The 24,253-nt window shown below is 30.1% G+C and carries 19 protein-coding genes and 1 pseudogene; 3 read left to right on the forward strand and 17 right to left on the reverse strand.

Annotated features, from left to right (window positions below; genetic code table 11):
* Positions 1–148: 148 nt before the first annotated feature.
* From CSPA_RS23855 to CSPA_RS23915, 14 genes and pseudogenes are all read right to left on the reverse strand, one after another.
* The gene (locus CSPA_RS23855; RefSeq protein ID WP_015394968.1) at positions 149–997 is read right to left on the reverse strand and encodes a helix-turn-helix domain-containing protein; all 849 of its coding nucleotides are present in this window, start codon (positions 995–997) and stop codon (positions 149–151) included.
* A gap of 133 nt (positions 998–1,130) precedes the next feature.
* Positions 1,131–1,535, reverse strand: coding sequence for a Rid family hydrolase (locus CSPA_RS23860; RefSeq protein ID WP_015394969.1), 405 nt, complete (start codon positions 1,533–1,535; stop codon positions 1,131–1,133).
* A 165-nt stretch (positions 1,536–1,700) separates the two neighbouring features.
* Positions 1,701–2,828, reverse strand: a complete 1,128-nt coding sequence (locus tag CSPA_RS23865) for an NAD(P)/FAD-dependent oxidoreductase (RefSeq protein ID WP_015394970.1) — start codon at positions 2,826–2,828, stop codon at positions 1,701–1,703.
* 1 nt (position 2,829) lies between these two features.
* On the reverse strand, positions 2,830–3,159 hold the full coding sequence (locus tag CSPA_RS23870) for a (2Fe-2S)-binding protein (protein WP_009172312.1): 330 nt from the start codon (positions 3,157–3,159) through the stop codon (positions 2,830–2,832).
* An 11-nt stretch (positions 3,160–3,170) separates the two neighbouring features.
* Positions 3,171–4,748, reverse strand: a complete 1,578-nt coding sequence (locus tag CSPA_RS23875) for an FAD-dependent oxidoreductase (protein ID WP_015394971.1) — start codon at positions 4,746–4,748, stop codon at positions 3,171–3,173.
* Between the two features lie 29 nt (positions 4,749–4,777).
* Positions 4,778–5,089, reverse strand: coding sequence for a (2Fe-2S)-binding protein (locus CSPA_RS23880; RefSeq protein WP_015394972.1), 312 nt, complete (start codon positions 5,087–5,089; stop codon positions 4,778–4,780).
* Between the two features lie 33 nt (positions 5,090–5,122).
* On the reverse strand, positions 5,123–6,259 hold the full coding sequence (locus CSPA_RS23885; RefSeq protein ID WP_015394973.1) for an ornithine cyclodeaminase family protein: 1,137 nt from the start codon (positions 6,257–6,259) through the stop codon (positions 5,123–5,125).
* Between the two features lie 211 nt (positions 6,260–6,470).
* The gene (locus CSPA_RS23890) at positions 6,471–7,091 is read right to left on the reverse strand and encodes a hypothetical protein (protein ID WP_015394974.1); all 621 of its coding nucleotides are present in this window, start codon (positions 7,089–7,091) and stop codon (positions 6,471–6,473) included.
* Positions 7,092–7,169: 78 nt separating this feature from the next.
* Positions 7,170–7,262, reverse strand: a pseudogene (locus tag CSPA_RS29600) (family 1 glycosylhydrolase); the annotation flags it as partial.
* Positions 7,263–7,386: 124 nt separating this feature from the next.
* Positions 7,387–8,751, reverse strand: coding sequence for a PTS sugar transporter subunit IIC (locus CSPA_RS23895; RefSeq protein ID WP_015394975.1), 1,365 nt, complete (start codon positions 8,749–8,751; stop codon positions 7,387–7,389).
* A 41-nt stretch (positions 8,752–8,792) separates the two neighbouring features.
* Positions 8,793–9,092 (reverse strand): PTS sugar transporter subunit IIB, encoded by a 300-nt coding sequence (locus CSPA_RS23900; RefSeq protein ID WP_015394976.1) that lies wholly within the window; start codon positions 9,090–9,092, stop codon positions 8,793–8,795.
* Between the two features lie 89 nt (positions 9,093–9,181).
* The gene (locus CSPA_RS23905) at positions 9,182–9,484 is read right to left on the reverse strand and encodes a PTS sugar transporter subunit IIA (protein ID WP_015394977.1); all 303 of its coding nucleotides are present in this window, start codon (positions 9,482–9,484) and stop codon (positions 9,182–9,184) included.
* Positions 9,485–9,690: 206 nt separating this feature from the next.
* Positions 9,691–12,441 carry a sigma-54-dependent transcriptional regulator gene (locus CSPA_RS23910; RefSeq protein WP_017810376.1) on the reverse strand — a complete coding sequence of 917 codons (2,751 nt, stop codon included), beginning with the start codon at positions 12,439–12,441 and terminating at the stop codon, positions 9,691–9,693.
* An 82-nt stretch (positions 12,442–12,523) separates the two neighbouring features.
* Positions 12,524–13,177 carry a TetR/AcrR family transcriptional regulator gene (locus CSPA_RS23915; RefSeq protein WP_015394979.1) on the reverse strand — a complete coding sequence of 218 codons (654 nt, stop codon included), beginning with the start codon at positions 13,175–13,177 and terminating at the stop codon, positions 12,524–12,526.
* A gap of 154 nt (positions 13,178–13,331) precedes the next feature.
* On the opposite strand from CSPA_RS23915, the gene CSPA_RS23920 reads away from it, so the two are divergent.
* Positions 13,332–14,999, forward strand: a complete 1,668-nt coding sequence (locus tag CSPA_RS23920; RefSeq protein ID WP_015394980.1) for an MFS transporter — start codon at positions 13,332–13,334, stop codon at positions 14,997–14,999.
* 162 nt (positions 15,000–15,161) lie between these two features.
* Here the strand turns inward: CSPA_RS23920 and CSPA_RS23925 are convergent, their stop codons facing one another.
* Both CSPA_RS23925 and CSPA_RS23930 read right to left on the reverse strand, forming a co-directional pair.
* Complete coding sequence (locus CSPA_RS23925; RefSeq protein ID WP_015394981.1) at positions 15,162–16,877, reverse strand: methyl-accepting chemotaxis protein; 1,716 nt, start codon at positions 16,875–16,877, stop codon at positions 15,162–15,164.
* Between the two features lie 42 nt (positions 16,878–16,919).
* Positions 16,920–18,554 carry a PucR family transcriptional regulator gene (locus tag CSPA_RS23930; RefSeq protein ID WP_015394982.1) on the reverse strand — a complete coding sequence of 545 codons (1,635 nt, stop codon included), beginning with the start codon at positions 18,552–18,554 and terminating at the stop codon, positions 16,920–16,922.
* A 181-nt stretch (positions 18,555–18,735) separates the two neighbouring features.
* Between CSPA_RS23930 and CSPA_RS23935 the strand changes: the two genes are divergently transcribed.
* A complete protein-coding gene (locus tag CSPA_RS23935) occupies positions 18,736–20,700 on the forward strand; it encodes an alpha-L-arabinofuranosidase C-terminal domain-containing protein (RefSeq protein ID WP_015394983.1) in 1,965 nt (654 codons plus the stop codon).
* Between the two features lie 534 nt (positions 20,701–21,234).
* Positions 21,235–21,795, forward strand: coding sequence for an RNA 2',3'-cyclic phosphodiesterase (thpR, locus tag CSPA_RS23940; RefSeq protein WP_015394984.1), 561 nt, complete (start codon positions 21,235–21,237; stop codon positions 21,793–21,795).
* A 116-nt stretch (positions 21,796–21,911) separates the two neighbouring features.
* Here thpR and CSPA_RS23945 read toward each other — a convergent pair whose 3' ends face one another.
* Positions 21,912–24,251 (reverse strand): ATP-binding protein, encoded by a 2,340-nt coding sequence (locus CSPA_RS23945; RefSeq protein ID WP_015394985.1) that lies wholly within the window; start codon positions 24,249–24,251, stop codon positions 21,912–21,914.
* Between the last annotated feature and the right edge of the window lie 2 nt (positions 24,252–24,253).

A 24,253-nucleotide genomic window follows, 5' to 3' on the forward strand; every position in this document is an offset into this window, starting at 1 on the left:
ATCTAACAAATACTTTTCTCTAACAAATATTTTCAATAAATATCATTTTAATCTAAATACCACTCCCCTAATATCTTTTTCCAAGAGTATAATAAAATTTTTAACAAAAAGAGACACTTTAAAGTGTCCCTAACAAAACTTTTATGCTTTATATAATAATTATTCGCTTTTTATATTCCGCCTCTTTTAGTGCCTTTATATACATTTTAGGTGTTGTATTTGTAAATTCATGAAAATCCTTAATCATATGAGACTGATCATAATAGCCTAATTCCATAGAAATCTGTGCCAAATTAGATTCAAGCATATCTTTATCTAACTCATTTAAAATACTCAATAAATATTGAAACCTCATAAGTTTGCAAAATACTTTTGGAGATAATCCAAACTCCTTAGAAAATGTTTTATTTATATATCTAACTGAATATCCTGTTGCTTCTGCAAGTTCATTAATTTTAATCTTCCCTGCTGTCTGTGTGATACTATTCAGCATATATTTTTTCAAATCCTTGTATTTATTAACCTCATTTAAATTAGCATATAGCTTTATATATCTTTCTAAAAACACCTGTATCTGATAATTGAAATCTCTACTTGAAGTTATTTTTTCAAATAACTCGTTATCTTTTATCACCTCTAAAAATGGAATTTCATTCTCAACCAACTCTGACATGGTTATATTTTCAAATTTGAATGGACTCCCTGGTAAAAATCTCACTCCAAAGAAATATTTATTTTCATTATTATGAGTTAAAGTAGGACGAAGAACTGTTCCACATATATGTGCATATGGCGCCTTATCATCACAACAAAATAGAATATCAACACAGCCATCTGGTACTGCAATAAATTGCCTTTCTATAATATCTTCCTTTGTAAAGCAATAGAAATGAGAAATTCCATAATTCATTATAACTGCTTTATAATAATGAGACGTAGTCATTACAAAATACGGCTGCTTAGGACTAATAATATTCTCTTTTATTTCTCCCATCATATATACTCCCTTCAACTTATTTACTCACTTAAAATAAATATTTATATCCACTATATATCATTTACTTGAGCTTGAAAATATATTTTTAAAGATTATCCATAATAAATTTATTTTAATTATTTAAAATTATATTTTATTCTACCTTGCATCCAATAGCTGCATCCATTTCTATTTCAACTAACTGAGTTGGTCTGTTGAGCATAGGAGTACCAATCATTGTAAAAAGTGGCTTAACCTCAAAAAAAATCTCTGAGTAAGCTCTTGCAATTTCAGCTCCATATTTCATATCAGTTGTATAACCTTTTATTCTAATTACTTCTTCTTTTTTAGAACCAGCTTTCTCTAATAATTTCACCAGCTTTTCAAAAATATACTTTGCTTGCTCATAGGCACTTTCTTCACTAAAAACTGTACCATCAGGCTGTACAGCTGTAGTACCTCCAATATATATAAAAGGTCCTACCTTTACCATTCTAGAATATCCTGTTTTTTCTTCTAAGGGAGCCCCTGATGAATAATTTATTCTTGTTAAATCCATATCAATTCTCCTAACTCAATAATTTAATATTTTTTCGTATAATAATTTTTCTGGTCAGTTTTAAGTTAATTTCCAATCCCGAAACTTGCTAGAATCTAAAAACTAGAAATTGCTGCATATAATTTTTGTAAGTTATAATATAATTCAAATTCTCGAGTTGAATATTTAAATTTTAGCTTTAAACCTATCATAACGAAAAGCACTTATATCAAGAGTCATCTCTTTTCCTTCAACCATTTCTGATAAAAGCATACCTACTGTAGGTGATATTCCAAAACCATGACCAGTGAAGGCACAGGCAAGTATAAGTCCTGGTACTTCTTCTACATGACTTATTACAGGTACGTGATCTTTACACTCATCTATCCAGCCTGCCCAAGTACGAACTATTTTGGCCTCTTTTAAATCTGGAAAATACTTCATTATTCCTCTGCATATACATGAAGCTGTAATACTTGCTGTAGTTGGTGTTCCATTGTCTTTATTAAGCGTTTCAAAACCTGATGCACCTCCAAAGACAAAAGAACCATGCTTACTTTGATGTCCATAGAAATCGGCTTCAGCAGTACCAAGCATTTGATAAAACATTGGCTTTTGAGCTTCTGTAACGAGAACTTCTAAAAGTACTTGATTCATTGGAATATCTATCCCAACTGTAGCAGCCAACTTTCGACTTTCATAGCCTGCTGCAAGAATTATATGTTCCCCTTCATACACATTATTTTTAGTTATTACTTGCCTTGCTTTACCACCTATTTTTCTAATTTCAATAACTTCTTCTCCTGTGATAAAATGAGCACCTAATTCCCTTGCTTTTCGATAAAAACCCAAGGTTGTAGTTAAAGGATTGGCATGTCCATCAGTAGGACACCAGCTTGCACCTATAACTTCCTCTGAAAGATATGGATTAATTTCTCGTACTTCATCTCCAGAAATTATGTTTACCTCAAGTCCACAATCCTGAGCATTCTTAGCAAGATTAGTCAAGATCTTCATATGCTCTACTGTTTTACCTAATCTTAAATTACCTTCTTGATAATATTCCACATCTACCCCTAATTCTTCAGATAGCTTTGGCCAAAGATTTTTTATACCATACATAGCAAGTGGAAGTTCTCTTTTATCACGTCCTGATTGACGAACACCTCCACCATTTCTTGTTGAACCTCCATCTCCAATACTGTCACCTTTATCGAGGACAATAACAGAATGACCTTTTTTTGATAAGTAGTATGCTGCTGCATTTCCAATTACACCACTTCCAATGATAATTACATCTGCACTATTTTTCATGTTATTTACCTCCTACTTGTTCATTTCCGAAGACTTCCATTTCTATAGGCCTCATAGGTGCACGTGATACTGCTGGTTCCAATTCTAAAGGTGATATTTTAAGCTCTCTTGCCACAATCCCCTTAACTAATTTACCGCAGGTTTGTCCCTGGCAAAGCCCCATACCTGTTCTTAAATATCTTCTAATTTCTGTTATGGTAAACATACCATCATGTACTGCTTTTCGTATTTCACCCTTTGTAATTTCTTCGCAGCGGCAGATTATCATATCATCATCAGGTTGCGAAATAAATTCACCTATATCTCTTGATCTATCATTTACTTTACTCATAATCTTACCTCCTATGCCTGCTTAAAGAATCTTACTTTCATTCCCATTTCACTTGGAACCTTTATTGTTACTAAATTTGTATTATCAAAAGCTTTAACAGCCTTCACCTCTAATACTTCCACCTCACATGCTTCTTTTCCACTTCTATCTAAACCAATACCTTTTGCACCTTTTTCTGGTAGTGGTAAGAATTCATAAGGAAGTGTCACTGAAGTATAACCTTCTTCATAATCTTCATTCACAAGAAAAATTGATTGTCCAGAACATGATGCAACGCACATTCCACAGCCAATACAAGTTGATTCTTCATCAACAACCGGAAGAGAAGTAATATTAGCTCCTATCTTAATACAGTTTTTTGGACACGCATCTTGACATGGATTACAAGGAATATTTTGCGAACATTCTATAACTGGATGAATTCCTTTCATAGTTTTAACGCCTGGATATTTTATAACTTCTTCGTCAGTTAAATATCCTTTCTTAAGAAGATTCTTTGAAACCTCAAAGCCTTCATCTGTTTTTTCAATATCTTTTCCTTTATTTTCTGGACCAAACATACCTTGTCTCAAACTTGATAAGGCCTTTTCCAATTCTCCTGCCTTTTCTTCTAATTCTTCTTTCTCAACAAACCCTAATCTATAGGAAGCTGCTACTCCCGCAATTCTTCCCTCTATCATAGCTGAACTTGCTTCTTCAATTCCCGAAACATCTCCTGCAGCAAAAATCCCCTTAATTGAAGTTTCACCATATTCATCACATATAGGAACATATCCACCCTTTTTAGGATTCTCCTCCATTTCACAACCAGACATTTTAGTAAGCTGTGACATGGGTGAAAGTCCTACGGCAAGGCATATAGTATCAACATCAAAGTGCCTTTCTGTTCCAGAGATTATCTGCCAATTACTATCTACTTCCCCAATAGTAACTCCTGTCACGCATTCCTCGCCTTCGGCTTTAATTATTGTATGAGATAAATAAAAAGGAACCCCACATCTAGCTACCTTTGCAGCATGAACACCATAACCACCAATTCTAGGTGCTGCATCTACAATTGCAACAACTTCACAACCAGCTTGTATAAGTTGATACCCTACAACTACTCCAACATTTCCACTTCCAAGCATAAGAATTTTATTACCTGGTTTTACTCCATGAATATTCATCATAGTTTGTGCAGCACCTGCTCCAATTACTCCTGGAAGTGTCCATCCATCAAAGGTAACCATATTTTCAGATGCTCCTGTTGCAATTATTACTGCATCTCCTTTGAAATGAATAACTTCATCATCTATATTTACAGTAACTTCTTTATCTAAATAAAGTCCAATTACTATAGCATTTAAAATAACTTCTACCCCAACATCATTTGCTTCTTGTAATAATTCTTCTCCTATCTTAAAGCCCCTAATTTTAGCTCTATGCTCCTTTGAACCAAAAAACTTGTGTATTTGCTTAAATAGTTGTCCACCTGGCTTAGAGTTTTCATCAAACACAACAACCTTAAGTCCTCTTTTTGCAGCCTCTATAGCAGCCGAAAGTCCTGCTGGCCCTGCTCCAACTACTATCACATCATATCTTTTCATTCAACTAACACTTCCTTTCATAAAAATTTCTATGCTTCTTTTTTAGCTGAAACACCATATTGTGTTTGAACCTTCATACCTTCTGCAAGTGGTGTTACACAAGTTCTTACATTTGGTTTGCCATCAACTACCATTACACAGTCTGTACATCTCCCAATAGCACAAAATATCCCTCTCGGTGATCCTTTTTTAGTATGTCTATGAACTAATACTCCAGCAGCTCTTAAAGCTGTTGCTATTGGTTCTCCTTCATATCCTTTAAATGTTTTCCCATCAAATTCAAAATTAACTAAACGTCCTTTATTAGGTTTCCCTAAAATCGGATGATTTTCAATTCTCATATAAAGCACTCCTTTCAACTCTGCTAATTAAACTTAAGCTAATTGTGGTTCATCCCAAAGATTTAACTTAGTCCCAATCCCTTTTTCAATTGCACTTCTGTAAACTATAGTTCCCCATGCAACATCTTCTATTGGCATTCCTCCAACTGAATAAATAACAATTTCATCTTCCTTGCGATGTGCCGGTATCTTACCAGTTAACACATCTCCTAAATCATCAATTTTATCTTTACTCATCTTTCCTTCAGCAATTAAATCCATGCAGTGCACCGCAGGAATTGGAATAGAATTATATGCTGGGAAATCCATTTCTTCTGCCCATGCTTCATATAATTGAATATTATCTGTAACAGTTCTTGCTCTATTTAAAATAAAATCATCATCAAATCTTGCTGCTGCTGGACAACATAGTATTGCACCTGGTTTAATCCATTCTTCACTTATATAAGGATATTCGTTTATATCACCAGTTGGGCTTGATGTAGCAATATGTACAATATCGCAATCTCTAACAGCATCTTCTATTGTATCCACCACTATGATATCTTTAATTTGTGGATATTCCTCATTAAGATATTGAATGAATCCATCAATTGATTTTTTACTTCTCCCCTTAATCTTAACTGTTTCGATTCCTGATCTAACCGCCATAGTTGCTGCAAAGGCTGTCTTACTCATAACACCAGGTCCGATAATTCCAACTACTTTAGAATCTTCCTTTGCAAAATATTTTACTCCAACTCCTGGAACTGCTCCTGTTCTATAAGCACTTAAGATATTAGCTGACATATATGCAATAGGAGCTCCAGTGTCCTTATCATTTAAGGTAAGCATAAGTATTGATCTTGGTAGTCCCTTAGTTCTATTTTCTACATTTGATCCATACCACTTCATTCCAGCCATATCAAACTTTCCACCTAAATAAGCAGGCATTGCCATAAATCTTCTATCTGGCCCATCCTTAGGCATATTAGGGAATATAGGCTCTTCTGGGAAGACCATCATAACTCCATGTGAATTTCCATTAGGTCCACCCATACGGTAGTCTCCTATTTTTAATAACTTGAACATTTCTTCCATGGCTTCTACGCATCCAGCCATTTCTTTTACTCCAGCTTTAATCATGTCTTCTTCATTTAAATAAAGAAAATCTATCTTTGTATCTTTCATATTAATACTCCTCCAAACTTAACTATAAATTTTATAGAAAAAGGTCTAGGTTCTTCTTCGAACCTAGACCTCATTGTCTTTCTTGTATTTAATATTACTTTAAGTATTTAAAATAAAATTGTAAAAATCGGAACAGAGTTTCAAAGTTTTTCAATTACAATCATGGACTATTAATATAAAAAACTTAAGTTATGATTTAAAGTCTACAACATTATAATTCAGAATAGCATTTATCAACTATTTCTTTAATTTCTTCTGATAGTTCAATTGATGATGAAATAACTAATTGATTCATAAAATTATTGTTAAAGATTTGATAGTAAAAGTCTTTTCCCATTTCATCTATATCTTCATAGTTTTCCTCTAACTTTTTAAACAGTGCTTCCTCACCAAGGCCAGTTCTATCTATAAAGTAATATATATTAAGCTTATTCACTTTTACATGTTCCTCTATTAGCTTAAAATTATCTTTATCAACAACAAATCCATAAACGTAGTCTTTATCGGTTTTCTTAGAACCTTTTTTTACAGTTAAGCCAAACATTGATACTTCAGGTATTTTCTTTATCTCAATTTTTTTATATGGTATTCTTGTAAATTCTAAGTGTTTTACCATTTCTATAAATGTACTTTTTGATTCTTCCTGAGGTCCACAATAAAATAATTTAGAATCTATAACTCCAAGACATAAATTATCTCCAATTAACTCTCTTAAAACCTTTTCTTTAAAAGCATCCTTTTGTTTTATTCCATAATACCCTACAAAAATCTTTAATCTATCTTCATCTTCTTCGCTTCTTACCTTTAACTTGTTTCTACCGAATAAAAACATATTATTTTCCTCCTCAATAAGTAATCTATACTATTATACTATATAACATAACTTATAGAGTAAGTAAAACTTATAAATAATATGTTCTCTTAAATATTCAATACGATAATCATCATCAACGTATCCATTTTCATCTGGAGTATCTACAGCTCCAAGCCCATTTTCAACAATATTGAAAAATGCACAACTTAAGAGCTTCTCTTAAATTGTGCACTAAATTTAATTTGCTAAACTCATTTATATAAGCAATTATTTAAAACTTACATTTGCCTAAATATTATAACTTTAATTTTTACTATTTTTCTGAATTCTCAGCTTCTAATTCATTCAGATAACTCTTCTTATCTATTACACTAAAGAATGGTAAGTATATTAAAGCACTTAAAGCAATTATTAACACTTGCACTAACGCAACTCTCCAGCCATCTACACCACCTGCTAAGAATCCTGACATTAATACTGGAGTTCCAAGAGGAACTATTGTTGTTAACCTTGGTACTACTTTAATGTATGTTAATATATATCCTATTACACTTGCTATTAATGGTGTACATATCCATGGAATTGCCATGTAAGGATTAAGCACCATAGGGGTCGCAAATACAATTGGTTCATTTATTCCACAGATATTAGATAATACTGCTAATTTTCCAAGAGTTTTATATTGCTTACTCTTAGCTCTCAAAGCCATATATATACAAAGTCCAAGAGTTGCCCCAGAACCTCCGCATAAAGCATATACGCTAAAGAAACTTCTATTTATAATATTAGGTAATTCATATAATGATACGCCTGCGTTCATTGCTTCAATGTTAGCTGCAGTTAACGATGTCCATAATGGATAAAATATTGGTAATATAACTGCTGATACACCATGTACTCCAAAAAACCATAATATTTGTGCAAGTAATATAGCAAATAGGAATGAGAATATATTATTTCCAATAAATGCTTCTAATGGTTTTTGAATCAAGGTATATATTAAAGAATGTAATCCGTCTATTCCTTGTATTGGTAATAATGTAGTAGCTTTATTTAAAAGCATAAATAATATTATGATAACAAATCCAGGAATTAAACCTAAGAAAGATTTTGTAATTGTTGGTGGCACCCCTTTAGGCATTTTAATAGCTAATCCACTATCTATTAATTTATTATAAATAACTGTTGATATTAATGCTACTATAATTGCAACAAATAATCCTTTTGCACCTAAATAATCAAAAGTGAAAACATTAGCTGCTGGAGCTTTTACACCATCTGGCAATACAACTTTATTAGCTTTTAAGAAATTATTAATTATACCTGAAGTATTTGAAATTGGTGTTATAGCTAAGAATGTAAATAATGAAATCATTCCTGCTACACCTGCATCTTTATCAAATTGTTTTGCAAGGCTAAAGGCTATAAAAAATACTGCATATACTGCAAGCATATCATTAGTTACCATATTAGGTATTGTTAATATAGACTTTAATCCTGTATTGGTAATAAATTCTTGATATGCTGGTATTGATAATGAATTAAATAATGAAAATATAGCACCTACTATTATAACTGGCATAATAGTCATAAACCCATCACTTACAGCTTTCAAATACTTGTTAGCTGCTATTTTATTAACCTTTGGTATTAAATTTGTTTGTATATACTCTTTCATTGTTGTTCCCCCTTATTAAAATATATATTAAAAATTTATTTTTACATATTTAAAGCATCATTTAATACTTTTTCACCATTCATCATTCCATAATCAATGCTATCAATCACTGCTATTTTCATTTTTTTCGAAACATATCTTTCTTTAATTTCCTCTAATAAATATCCTACTTGTGGTCCTAATAACAAAATATCTGTATCGTTTTCATATTCTACAAATTTTGATTCAGCGATAGCCCTTATTACTACATCTACCCCTTTATCTTTGGCTGCTTCTTCCATATTAGAAACTAACATACTTGTTGAAAATCCCCCTGCACAAATTAATGTGATATTTTTCATGATAAATTCCTCCTAAGATGGTAATTAAGTATATATAAATTTAATTAAAAGTAATATAAAATACTTTTATTTTAAAAGCAAAACTATCTTTATTTACTAAACTTTTCATACATGTCTACAAATTCTTTTGCCATATCTTTAATTGTCATAGCATTCATTAAATGATCTTGAGCATGCACTAATAGTAAATCAACTTCTGTTTTATTACCTTTTGCTTCATTATGAATTAAATTCGTTTGCACACTATGAGCTTTTCCTAATTCTGTTTCACATTCTTCTAACTTTTCTCTAGCTTTTTCTATATTTCCATTTTTAGCGATTCTTATTGCTTCCATTGCTCTACTTCTTGCATTTCCAGAATTAACTATCAACTCCATTATTATAGTTTCCATAGCTTTGCCTCCAATTCTCTCTCCAACTCTATTGTTCCTACACTAATATATTAAGCAATAATCATGCCATGTTTTATCCTTTTTTTAAAAAACTAGTTTTACTCCTAGTTCACTGTTTTCAATACTTTGAGAAAAAGAAGCTTTTCAAGAAAAAACAACACACATATTCAATGTGTGTTGTTTTTTCTTGCTTTTCGCAACCCACATCACTTATGTGGGTTATTTTTTAAATACACCTTAGGATTAAAAAAATTCATTAAGCAACATATCTCTTCATCAGAAATAATAATTGAATATTTAGTATTTAATGAAGTACATGCACTTTTTATAATTCTATATAAATTAAGGTTTTCTTTTATATAAGTATCCTTACCTTGAAAGTCATCTATATTTTTCCCTTCTAAAAGCCTATCTATCATACAAGACATATGAAGAGCTATTCCTATAAGTACGTTAGTTGTAATTTTAATATTTAAAGCTTCAGAAACGGTTTTGCTGAATCTTTTAACATCCTTAAGAACTGCTTTTCCATCAACATTTTTTAATTTATTCTCCAAGGTTTCCTGCATTTTTACATAGGTTTTTTCTATATCAATTAACTTTTGAATATTATCAATGCAATTTCCTTCAATAATATCATCTAGCATAAATTGAGGATAATCTAAATCTAATTCAAATGGTCCTACAAAACATAATATATCATATGCTTTTTTTATTTTTTCTATTCTATCATAAATATTTTCCTTGCCTATAAAATTAAGTGGAACTATCTCAATAAAATTATGGTCAAACTTAACAGAATCTTCAATAAGAGTTTTAATAGTCTTTGCACCACCTTCACCAGTCGTACAAATTGTTATAATAGCTAATTTTTTTTCTTCACTTTCTTCTGGCTCATAATCCAAAACATTATTGTCATATAAATTGTTTACTTCTAGGGTTTCTTTATAAATTTCATCCAATGAATAACCTATTATTGCTTTTCTTGTTGCTTCTATTGCATGTAATGTACATGCTAATGGTACAGTTCTTGTTTTTATCTTAAATTCACTTTCAACTTCTTTCCCAAAGGTTGTTAATGAACCCATGTCTACAAGAAAAAGTATATCTGTTTTAATTTGATTTTCTCTTATATATTCTTTAACCTTTTCCAAAATATTCTTCGGTCTTTCTTCTATTGGTGCATTTATTCCTATAGCATATTTGCTTCCAAGTAAGCTATTAACTGCATCTGCCATGGAGGTAGCTGTACTAACTCCATGAGCAATTATTATTATTTTAACGTCACTTCTTACTACTTTAATATTTTGATCATCATATATTAAAAACATGGTAATAAATCCGGCCTCATCTATAGGCATATGTATATCAATGTCTCTATCAATAATTTTTATTGCATTTAAAGCTATTTCAAATTCATTTTCATATTCTTTTCTTATAGAATTTAATTTAGGATTTGAAATCTTCTTATTTCTTCTAATCCTATCTATTGAATTATTAATGTGTACAGCCAAACCATAATAAATCTTTTTATCAAGTTTTCTTTTTAATTGATCTTCGCAGAATTCAATAACATCTTCTATAACCTCCATTATATCTTTATCTACAATATTATTTAAATTTGTAGTATCAATTTTACCATAAACCTTATTCATATATTTTTTGAAATAATCTTCTATGTTTTTTTCCATTTCTTCTTCAAGTTCTATTCCTCTTATTCCCCTACTTTTAAGTTCTCTAGTTCTTAGGTCCAGCATTTCATAGATATTTTCATCAGTTGTATTTTCTTCAAAAATAATTTTTTCTTCATTTTTATCAAAGATACAATATCTTTTATTTATATCGATAAGTTTATTCCACAATTGCCTGTGTTCTATTTCTTTATATAATCCTTCCCTTATATAAGATAGTAAATCCACACTATTTATTTTGATATCATCTTTTCTATTTGACAAATAATCTGCATATGCTTTTGCACAAGCAAGCTGTATATCTGATTTTAATTGCCCAACATTATTTTCACAATTATAAGATAAAAATGCTTTGATTGAATTGATAGATACTTTAATACTTTTGCCAAGTCTTCCTGACTCTTCAATCATAAATTGTTTTATAAGATTAAACCTTTCTTCCATCCCTCTATCTTTTAATGCAGGTATGGTTATTACCATTGGAATTCTTCTTGTAAATGTTTTCAATAGAGTCGTGTTTGGATCTTCAGTAGTTGCTGTTATTATAAGTACACTTGCACTTCTTTCACTATCGGTTTCTCCAAGTCTTCTATATACCCCTTTATCCATAAAGGTAAAAAACATTTCCTGACCTTCTGCTGGAAGCCTATGAACTTCATCTAAAAACAAAATTCCTCCGTCTGACTTTTCAATAAGGCCTGCCTTATCTAAATCTGCCCCAGTATATGCTCCCTTTTTTACTCCAAATATTTGTCCAAGCAGTAATTGTGGATTATTAGCATAATCCGCACAATTAAAAGTTATAAAAGGACTATTTTTTGATTTCACCTTCATCTCAATTGCATATCTATATATTAACCCTGCAAAAGTTGATTTACCAACGCCAGTTTCCCCAAGCAATAAGATATTCATTCCGTTTGGTGGATATAGTATAGCAGCTTTTGCCTGTTCAACTGCAACATATAAACTCGGATTTTTTTCAAGAAATATATCCATAATAGATGTGTCATTTACATTATGTTCTTTTATCTCTTTTGATTCACCATTATTAGTTTGATTCTTATTGTACCCATCATTTATTTTAAATAATGTAGGTTTCCCTTTTGTTTTTATGACCTTTTCTTGTGTTGCTAATTTATTTAAATCTTTACTTACATTTGCTCTATCTAAATTTAGCATTTGAGCAATATCAATTGCTGAGGCTCCATTAGAATTTGAATCCTTCAACTCTTTAAGTTTTATAAGCACTAAATCAATTCTCCTCATCTGCCAATTCCCCTTTTCTTCGTCTTGTCCTTTTATATGAATTTTATTATATTACTTCTTAAATCCGCCAATTCTACCCAGACTATTCTTTTATTTTTTTCTTATAACTTGTGCAGTCTTCAAATAAGCCTCCTAGCATATTAACACATTTATCAATGCATAAATCAACATCTTTAAACTCACCATCAAACACAATTTTATGGCACAAATCATCTACTAGGTAGAACGAATAATGATAAAATATTTTTTCTTCCTCTTCGCTATTAAAAGGCAAAGATAAGGTGTTAAAAATTTCTTTTATCTTATCTCTCCTAAGCTTATCCTGTTCCTCTCTTACTTGAGCTATATCCTCATCTAAAAGTGTTAGTGCCTCCATCTCATCATGGAATGTTTTAGAAAAGTCATGATAATCCACCATCATTTTTATAAACATTTTAAATAGTTCTTTTACCACTTTAACATTATTAAATTTTTTATCTTTATTTTCTATCCAAAAATTATGAGTTGGATATTCAAACTTTTTATTAAACTTCTCAATTACTCTAATGTAAATTTCTTTTTTATCTTCGAAATAAGCATATACAGAACCCGTAGCAACATTTGCTTCCTTTGATATATCTGCTGTAGTTGTATTATAATAACCTTTTTCATTGAATAATTTATAAGCTGCATCTAATATCCTATCATATTTCTCTAAAGCTCTTTTTTGGCTTGGTATTCTTGTTTTTCTTTCCATCTTTTATCACCTATTTTAATAATAAGAGATAAAAAAATAAAAGTCAACAAAATATGAAATTCATTTCATGTATTGACATTTAAAATTTTCCAGCGTATTATATGAACATGAAGTTAATTTCACATTTTAAAAAATAAAATTCTTGGAGGATATTATGAATAAAAAACAAAAAATATTAGCATTTATCTCACTAGTAATAGCTTGTTTCTTAACAGTATTAGATTCAACCATAGTAAATGTATCTTTGCCATCTATGGCTGATTATTTCAAAACAGATATATCAGGAATATCTTGGGTTAGCACAGCTTACTTAATTCCTTTCTCTGCTCTTCTAATAAACTTTTCTAAAATTGCAGATATTTATGGAAGAAAGAAACTATTTTTAATTGGTCTTTTAATCTTTGGTACTTCCTCAATGCTTTGTGGACTTGCCACTTCCCTTTCTATGATTATAATTTTTAGAATCTTACAAGGTATAGGTGCTGCAATTCTAGCACCATTATCTATTCCGTTAGCTATTGAATTATTTGGCAAAGATGCTATGTCAAAGCTTGCAATTATAATAGGCATGACAATTTCTTTAGCTGCTGCTTCTGGTCCTGTTGTGGGTGGAATCTTAAATGAAGTCTTTGGTTTTAAGGCAATCTTCTATGTAAATATTCCTTTTATCATCATTTCTATAGTATTTGGCACACAGCATCTTAGAGAATGCTATGATAAAACAATTGAAAGGAAAATTGATTTTATTGGTTCATTATTATTAGCTTATGGCATAGGAGCACTAACTTTTTTACTTGTTAAAGGAAGTTCCTATGGCTGGGGAAGTTCAAAAATAATTACTTTAATTATAACTTCAGCTGTATCAATTACTGCTTTTTTAATATATGAAATTAAATCTAAAAATCCAATGATAGAATTTAAGCTATTTAAAACAAAAAGCTTTACTTCTTCCATAATAATAATTGGAATAATATTCTTTGCATATATGCCTATATCTTATTTAATGAATTTCTATCTAGAAAACCAATTAGGATACACAGTATTAAAATCCGGATTGATGTTAGGTATAGTAAGTGGTGTTTCCTTTATTATGTCACCAATTTTCTCTATAATCTATAAAAGATATGGTTCTAGAATTATTTCTCTATTAGCTATAATTTTTGTATCTATTGGTGACCTTATGTTTGTATTTATGAATACTTCAAACAATGTAAAAATAATTTATATTGCTTTCATCATAGTAGGACTTGGAATTGGTGCAACTTCCCCATTATATCAAAGCGCTTTTGAGGAAATTTCAAAAGATAAGAACGGTATTGCTTCAGGAATACTAAATAGTTTTAGACAATTGACTGCTTGTTTAGCTATAGCTTTAGTTTCAACTTTGAGCAGTGCCTACACTACTCAAGCTATTGATAATTCAAAAAACAGAATAATTGATATAGTAAATAACAATTTAGTCCTTGAAGATCAAGTTAAATCAACAATATGTGATAAAATTAAAATTTCAGACACTAGCAAAAGTACTACCTTTTCAAGACAAATGGCTGATAAATTAATTACAGACAAGAAAAAAGTAGTATTAGCCTCAGTTCCTGATAATATGAAAGCAACTGTTGAAGAAAACTTTAAAGTTCAAACAAAAGAAATATATACTATCCTAGATCAAGCAAATGAAATAAAAAATGATGAAAGTATTAAGGTTTACAATAAGTGCTTCTTAATAACAGCAATCATTGCACTATTAGGGATAATCGCAGTACCTTTTAATAAAAAAAATGAACGGGAATTAAATAAAGCTAAAACTGAATTAGCAATATAAATTGTTAGTACAACGTCATAAATTCTTAATCTAAAAAATTCCCCAAATTAACTTTGGGGAATTTTTTAGATTAGAAATTTTTCTATTTGGTTTATATTGAAATTAAGCTATATCATCGCTACATTTTGATTCCTAGACCTTATGTTTATTTTAATTTGTCCATTATATCTTGAATTTTTGTATCATTTGATTAAGTTTCTGAGAAAGCTCTGCTTGAACTTGTGAAGCTTTTGCCACCTCATTAATAGCACAAGTGATTTCCTCAACACTTCCTAGTATTTCCTCAGATCCTGTTGCAGATTCCTGTGCGACTGCCGACACATTTTCAATTGCACTACTTACTTGAATTATTACCTCATCAATTTGCTTAGATGAAGCTGCAAAGTTATTTACTACATTTGTCATAAACTCAGCATCTTTTTCATATTGAAGACCTGTATTCATTAAGAATTCGTAATTAGGTTTTACATTATTAGATATAAACTCAAGAACATCTTGTCCACTTTTAGAAAGATTGTCAACTGAATTTTGAATTTTCGAAACCATATTTCTGATATTCTCCACAGCTTGAGACGACTGCTCAGCTAGCTGTCTAACTTCATCAGCGACTACAGCAAAGCCTTTTCCTTGTTCACCAGCTCTGGCAGCTTCAATAGCAGCATTTAAAGCAAGTAAATTAGTTTGTTCTGATATCTCTGCAATAGAATCTGCCATTATTTTAACTTGCTCAACAACTCTTGCTTCCTCAATAGCTCTTTCAATATTAGAACAATTTTCTTCGTAAATTAAATTACCTTCTTCTATGTTTTTGGATGCAGTATTCTTTATATTTATAGCACGTTCTTTTATTTCATTTGCCGAAATCATTGTATCAGTAGCACTTTTTGCAAGAATATTAGTGGTAGCAGTGACTTCCTCAGTTGAAGCATTTACTTCTTCTGTCGTAGCACTTAAATCTTGAGAGCCCTTAGATATATGTTCTGTAGATTTATTTACAAGCTCCATTTTAGAATAAATCTCTTCTGTATTCGCTGAAAGTTCTTCACTTGTAGCACTGATTTCACTAATACTATTAACTAATTCACCAATTAAATTATGTATATTACTTTTTGCGTTATTTAATGCACCTGCAAGGTTTCCTATCTCATCTTTAGATTGTATTTCTATTGATTTAGTTAAATCCCCTTCACCAAGAGCATTAGCAAAAATCAACACTTTTTTAAGCTGTTTTGAAATTGCAATTGATATGGATAAACCAAGAATAATTGCTATAATAAAACTTAGCATTACTAAAGCAGTTGTAATATAGGAAGAATTTCTATATGTTAATTTGTTTGAAGCATTAGAGTTATCAGCATCAGATATATTATTATCTATTAATTGATCTAAAGTCGATTCTATAGATCTTCTAACATTAACAACATTTCCTTTAAATCTTTCATTAGCAGCATCATAATTATTTTCATCTACCAACTTTGATATTGAATTCATCTCTTCTTTATATGTACTTGCACTTTTTTTCAAATCAGAAAGAATTTTCTTATCATCAGCAGAAGTTAATGTCTTTTCATATGTTTCCATAAGTTGATTACTCTCATCAAATAAAGAGTTAATATCTTTATTTAAAGTAGCATTTTGTGGACCTTTACTTTGAAATATGATTCTTATAATATCGGTACGTATTTCAGCAAAGTTAAGTCTTAAATCATATAGACATTGTATTGAATTTAAATTTTCATCATGCATTTTTATTGCATTATTATTAATTTTGTTCATATTATTTAATCCGACAAAGCCTACAACCCCAACTAATATTGCTACAATAATAAAAGCTGATATCAATTTTTGAGAAATTTTTAAATTTTTAAAATAGTTCATAAACAATTTTCCTCCCTAATGTGTAGTTAAATATTATAACTTTTAATTATAACCCCAAAATTTTTCGCCAGTATATTCTAATATTTTAAACGATAAGTAAATACTTACGAAATCATCAATATTATTTAAATCAATATTGATGATTTCTTCTATCTTAGAGATTCTATAATATAAAGTATTTCTATGTATATTCATTACTTTTGCAAGTTCAGTCTGATTTTTAAAATTTGCTATGTATGAATAAAGAGTTTCTAAATAATCTGTATTATATTTTTTATCATAATCAATAAGTTTCAAAAGTGAAGGATGACAGAATTCCTTAAGTGATTCATGACCAGAACATAAAGAAAAAATATGTTGCAAAATATATGAATCATAGAAAAAAATAAGTTTGTCACTATTTAAGCACTTCCCTAATTCTATTGCTTTAAGTGACTGTTTATAGTATTTATCAATGTCAATTAAGTTTGAAAATGGCCTGCTAATTCCACAAAATATATTCTGCTCCCCTAAAAAAGTATTTAGTTTTTCTGAATTAATTTCAATGAACGTCTTATCACTAATATAATTAATCACTGTTACAATATTTCCATTGTATAAAACACATACAGCATCTGGGAAAAGCTTTTTCAAAAAATTTCGAATAAATTTAAATTGAATTAATGATATTTTTTCTTGCTCCATAGTAATACTGATAATACGTAGCCATTCTTTTAAATTCCAATTTGCGAATTTAAGATTTTCATTAATAGCTTCTTGATTTTTAATTTTTTCATTAAGTAAATCTAAAATTAATAAATCTCTATTGTCTGCATTTGTTGTTTCATAATATTTGTGTTTCTGAAGTTCTATAGAAAGTGTCTCACTTAACTGATTGATTAATGTTATATCACTTTCACTAAATGGCTTAAATACTTCAAGTATTACAGCTTGCCCTAAAAATTTATTTCCAGAATAAATATTGGCCCATATTCTTGATTCGGCAAACTTAGTATTTTTAGACGAGTTAAGACATAGAATAGACTTAGAATTTTCATTTAATTCATTTCCATTTTTCACTCTATTCTTAAATCTACTATTAGGCGCTTTTAGATATATAGGCATTGATGAATTTAATACTTCATTGGTTAAGAATGTGTGCAATTTACTATATATCTGATAACCTCGCGATTTAATATTATCCCATACAGGAATGTCAACTTCGATATTTTCTGTAAAGGCAAGTATATTCAAATTAGCATTTCTAACAAAAATAGGATTGCCAATAAGTTCAAAGCCAATGTTAACAATATTCTGAAGCCCATCATCTTGTGAAAGAGCCTCTAGCAATCTTAAAGAGCTATAACTTAACCTTTCGTATTCAGAAAAAATATCTAAAATCAAATTAAAAATTGATTCAATACTACTGTAAGAAATAATTACTATGTTACTCTTTATTTCTTTCCCAATAGAATTATACACTTTATCTTTAGATATAATTAAAAAATTAGCTTCATGTAAGTGAATATGCTCAATTGGAAGCTTTAATACATCCGCCACATATAGTATATTAGGAGCAAAATCTGTAGGCGCAGTTTCTACATATTTTACAGATTGGATAAAAGTTATATTTTTATTGTTAATATAGCTTTGTGGATCATACATCTTTAACTTTTCTATAATAGTGCTAATAAACATTCACAGATACCCTCCATAAATTATATATTTCTATAGATAAAAACAATAAGCCTTTGTGCATATGCAAAAATATTTTATATTATTATTTGTGCTTGTGCATATTGTTGTTGGAAAATTATATCTTTAATATATTATATATCGAAATATAGCTAAATAATTACATTAAAGGAGGAATATCATAATGAACAAAATAAAAATAAAAGCATTACTACTAGCTCTCTCATTGATAGTAATTATTCCATTTCAAACTGCAAGCTATGCAGCAGAACAACAACCTTCAACACAAATTACAGTAAATGTATCTGAGAATGGTAAAGTAATAAATCCTGAACTGTTTGGAGCCATAATCAATTGGACTAAGAACGGAGAAGGTGCTGCAGATCCAAAAACGGGAAAAGCCTATCATTCATTTGAGAAAATGGTGAAGCAATTAGGAATTACCTCAATTAGGTATGGAGGTGGTACTATAAGTGCAACTTGTTTTGATTGGAAGCGTGCTATTGGTCCAATGGATCAAAGACCTATGAACCGTGCAAGAGATGGTGGCCCTGGTCAACCTTCAACTTTTGGTCCAGATGAAATTGGTGATTTACTTGACAAAACTGGTGCTAAAGGTGTTATGATTCTAAACATAAATAGAGATGACGTACAAAGTGCTGCTCAATATTTAGCTTATATGACAGCACCAGTAAGTGAACATCCTTCTTCTGATCCTAATGATCCAAGTTATTGGGCTGCTCTTAGAGCAAAAAATGGTCACCCTAAACCTTATGATTTTAATTGGTGGGACGTTGGAAATGAAGATGATTTAGCTGTAGCTACTCATTGGCGTGATGGAAAACCAGTTGAAATTGGAGCACATACTACTAATGCTACAAATGTAAAATCTGCATTATATGCCTTTGGTGGTACTACCTTATTTGAAAATCAAGATACTATTGGTTATGCTGATTTAACTCCTGATTCATCAATTAGTAAAGGAACAGGAAATCAAGATTTCTATGCAAGTTATCCACCAGTTGCACCGAAAAGCCAAACAGTTTATGTAAATGGTGCTGAATGGAAACAAACAGATAATTTGAAGACGGCTTTACCAACTGATGAAGTTTATACAATTGAAAATAAAAGTGGTAAAATTACATTTGGTGATGGCATCCACGGTAAAATTCCAGCTAAGGGAAGCAAGGTTACAATTACATATAAATCTGGACCTCATGGCGGATTTGTTGATTATTACAAAGCCCTAAAGGCTGTTAATCCAAATATTAAGGTTGCTGCACAAGATGGCGAAACTGGATTTTTTGAGGCAATGGGTTCAACTTATCCATATGATGGTGTTGCTTATCATCCACTTACAGATGGTTTTCCAAAAACTAATCTTCCTGTAGATGAATTTACAAAACAGTTATTTCTAGCACCAGGCTTCCAAAAAACTAAATTAGGAAATATGCAAAATGAAATAGATAGTTATGCTGGAAAGCATGTTCCACTTATTCCATCAGCATATGGGCATGGTCAAGGAAATATACCAAAGGATGGGGATAAAGCCTTCCATTTGAATTTATCAGACGGTCTTTTGAATGCAAGTGAACTTATCCAATATCAGAACCTAGGAATTCCTCTTGCACATAGATTTTTACTTAACGATACTCCATTTAATCCAGATGAAACTGATGCCCCAACAGCTCGAAGATTTAATGCTGCTATTATAAGCAATGGAAAAGATGACAATTTCGTTGCAACACCATCAGGTTTATCCATTGAAATGATGTCTAAATTAGGTGGAATGACTCAAATTAGCACAGAAGTAAAAAATAATCCTAAAATTGAACTTGCAAAAAGCGCTAGTTCTCCAAATGTAGATACATTATCTACAATTGCTGCTAAGGATAATCATGGAAATGTTGAGTTACTAGTTGTTAATCAAAGTCCAGATATCGATGTAACAACACAAATAGTTTTAGATCAATATACTCATGCAAAAAAAGCTAAAATATTTACAATGAATGGTTCAAGTATATATTCTATGAATACATTGGATCAACCAAATAATGTTACTATTAGTAATAGTGATGTTAATGTAGGTAAAGGTGATTTCAATTATACTTTTCCAGCTCATTCTATAACTAGAATTGAATTAGAGTAAACATAAATATAGATATCCAAAGCGAGAATTAGACATATGCAACAATTACCAAAATCAGATACATTTATCTTCCACAGGACTAGTGAAATTTTCGCTGGAAGGTTCTAAATGGCGGCTTATCGTCATTTCAGCGTGTTCCAGATGTAAAATCTGGACAAGCTGAAAATGAAACAAGCCACCATTAAGAACAATCATCAGCTAAATTTCACATGCCTGCTTCCAGAAAAATGTATCTAATTTCTAGTGTAGTGTTACGATTATAATTTCTTAATAATACACATATATTACATTTATAAGTTGAATTATTAATTTGGATATCTATATACATTTTACCCCAACAGTTTATAATATAAATCTGTTGGGGTATTTTATCACTTCAATTTATGGATGTTAAGCATACTCTTTGAAATCCAAAGAAATGCACTTAAGCAACCAGGTATTTAATTTATATAATAATTAGTATACAAATTAACTTCATAATTTTCTAAATATGAATTATAATTATTATAATTTAAAAGAAAGGATGAAAATATATTGAGAGTATATATTACTATAGATTTTGAAGATAAGATTGAGGATTATTTTGATAAAATAACCACTAATATAAAAGCACATTGTACTAGTGGCAGCTTTACAAGAAAAAATAACTTTCATATGACGATTCGCTTCATAGGTGAAGCTGATGATCTTCAAATTACAAAAATAAAAGAAATACTAGACAAATCAGTTTTAGAGTTAAGTCCTTTCGAATTATTAATAGCTAACTTAGGCATTTTTAAAAGAAAAAAGACTAATATTTTATGGATTGGTGTAGAACAAAATTCTGTTCTTTCTAAACTTCATAAAGAAATTACCAATCTATTAATAGAAGCAAAGATTCCCTTTTATGATAAACTTTTTATGCCACATATAACTTTAGGTCGTAGAGTAATGTTTAATGAAGATTCCGAAGACTTGAATAGCTTAATTCAATTTGAGAAATTTTCAATTCCAGTAAAAGCAATAACTTTAATGGCTAGCAAAGAAGAAAATGGAAAATTTAATGGTGTGCCAATTTATAAAGTTAACCTAAAAAACACGACCACCTGTAAGTAGGTATTCAAGCCACATACAAATGCTCGTGAATTCATGATCATAAATTTTCACTATAAATGTATATATTATAGCATTTTTCCCATTTTCTATTTTTCCAATGTTTATATAGACTCTATTTATATATTTCGGTACTTATTAATAATCTCTTTAAGTTCCATAACGTCAATTGGTTTACTAATATAATCATCCATGCCTATATTAATACATATATCTCTATCCCCTCCCATTGCATATGCTGTAGTTGCAATTATAGTAATATGCTTACCAGTTAACTTTTCTTTTTCTCTAATTATTTTTGTAACTTCAATTCCGCTCATATCTGGCATTTGAATGTCCATAAGAATTATATCAAAATCCTCGTTTTCAAGTATCTCCAGCGCTTTTAAACCATTTGAAACTATTTTTATTTTCCATCCCGTATATTTACATAATTGCTTCATAAATCGCTGACTAATCATATCATCTTCAACTTGCAATATCCTAACTTCTGGGTAATTTTTATCATCTTTAAGCATTTTTTGAATATTTGATGCTTCATTATTATCATTATTAATATCAGCTAAACAAGTAAAGTAAAAATTGCTTCCCTTACCATACTGGCTTTCAACAGATATTTCTCCCCCCATGAGTTCGATTAGATTTTTAGAAATTGCAAGTCCCAAGCCTGTTCCTTGAAATCTTTTTGTCGTTGAAATATCCAACTGTGAAAAATAATTAAATAATCTAGGAATGTCTTCTTCCTTAATTCCAATCCCAGTATCTTTTACAGAAAACATTAACTTCACTTTATTATCCGTAGCTTCAACTTTATCTACGAATACATGGATTGACCCTTTTTCAGTAAACTTAATTGCATTTCCTATTAGATTGGTTAATATTTGCATTAATCTCCCCTTATCTATTATAATTTCATTTGGTAGATTATCGTCAATAGTAATATAAAGATTCAAGCCTTTATTCTCCGCTAAGTATGTAAATAAGTTTCTACTTTCCTTCACTAGATCAAATATATTTACACATTCAGGCTGCAATTCGACCTTACCTACGTCAATTGCTGAAAGATCAAGTATATCATTAATAATTTGGAGCAGATGTTTTGAAGAAGTTTCAATAGTTTTTAATATATCCATTTGTTCATATGTTAATTCTGAAAATTTCAATAAGCTAGTCATTCCCATAATCCCATTCATAGGTGTTCTTATCTCATGACTCATATTTGCTAAAAACTGACTTTTTGCCGAATTAGCTCTTTCTGCTTCTTCTTTTGCTTCCTTAAGCTTACTCTCAGTTAACTTATGCTCTTCAATTTCTTCTTCTAACATACAGTTTGTCTCTTCTAGATGACCATTAACTTCTAATAATTGAGAAGTTCGTCTATCAACAAGCATCTCAAGCTTAGTATTTAGTGAAAGAAGTTCTTCATTTGTATTGACTAATTTCTCATAAATCTTCGAATTGAAAAGCATTATTCCTAGAAGTATCATAATTGTTTTAGATAAATCTAAATAGCTTTCCAAATAATTCGGAAACATAATATTTTCCACTTCCATATATCCCATTAGTTCATTGTCAAAAGTTATCCTAAAAACAAATCCTGCCCCTGAGGAAGTGAGAAAATAGTTTTGCTTAAATTCTATATTGTCAATATTATACAATTCACTTTTATATGATTTTTCTTGATAGAAAAACATCTCTTCTTTTTTGTCTTCAATTACTGGAAGAAATGCAATATATTTAGCACCTGTCAACATTTCAAATAATGTGAAAATATTTTTAATTAGTTCTTCCTGCTTTAAAAGCGTTGCTTTTTTTTCAAAAAAATCAAATACAAGAGCATAATCCGTGACTTGCTTATTTTTTGAATTTAAAATATTCTCTAATCGATTAGCTTTCCAGTTTTTATATAGATTGTTTATAGTGCTTGAAAAGCAATTGAGACCCACATCTATAATTTCATATTCCATTCCTATATATTCTGAAAACTCTATCAAATCAGGTAGTATATTGCTATATACATCACTGTTGATAAGAACGACCTTTTTACAGTATTCTGAAAAAAATTCACGCGCATTTTCTTTATTAAATCCATATATGTCTATAATAATATGCTTCCATCTTCTTAACCAGCCTGGTGTAGTCAAATAATATCCTTTTGAAGAAAGATATTTTAGTAGATTATCTCCAGACAATAATGATAGACATGAGTCGAAAATATTTTCGCCAGTAAACGTCTCGTCTTTTCCAGTTTCCTTTTGAATTGGCAGCAAAATAACTTCGTCCCTGCTATAACCTGACAAAATAATACGATCATAGAATTCTTGCCTTCGATTCTTGCAATTTATACAGTCCATTGAATGGTATTTAAATTTAATTTCTTCATTATTCAAGATATTCCGTACACTCTCCGCCTCAATTTTAAAACTTTCACAAATCAAAATACATAGTTTATCATCCATAC

This window comes from Clostridium saccharoperbutylacetonicum N1-4(HMT), assembly GCF_000340885.1.
In the GTDB taxonomy this organism is placed as follows: Bacteria; Bacillota; Clostridia; order Clostridiales; family Clostridiaceae; genus Clostridium; species Clostridium saccharoperbutylacetonicum.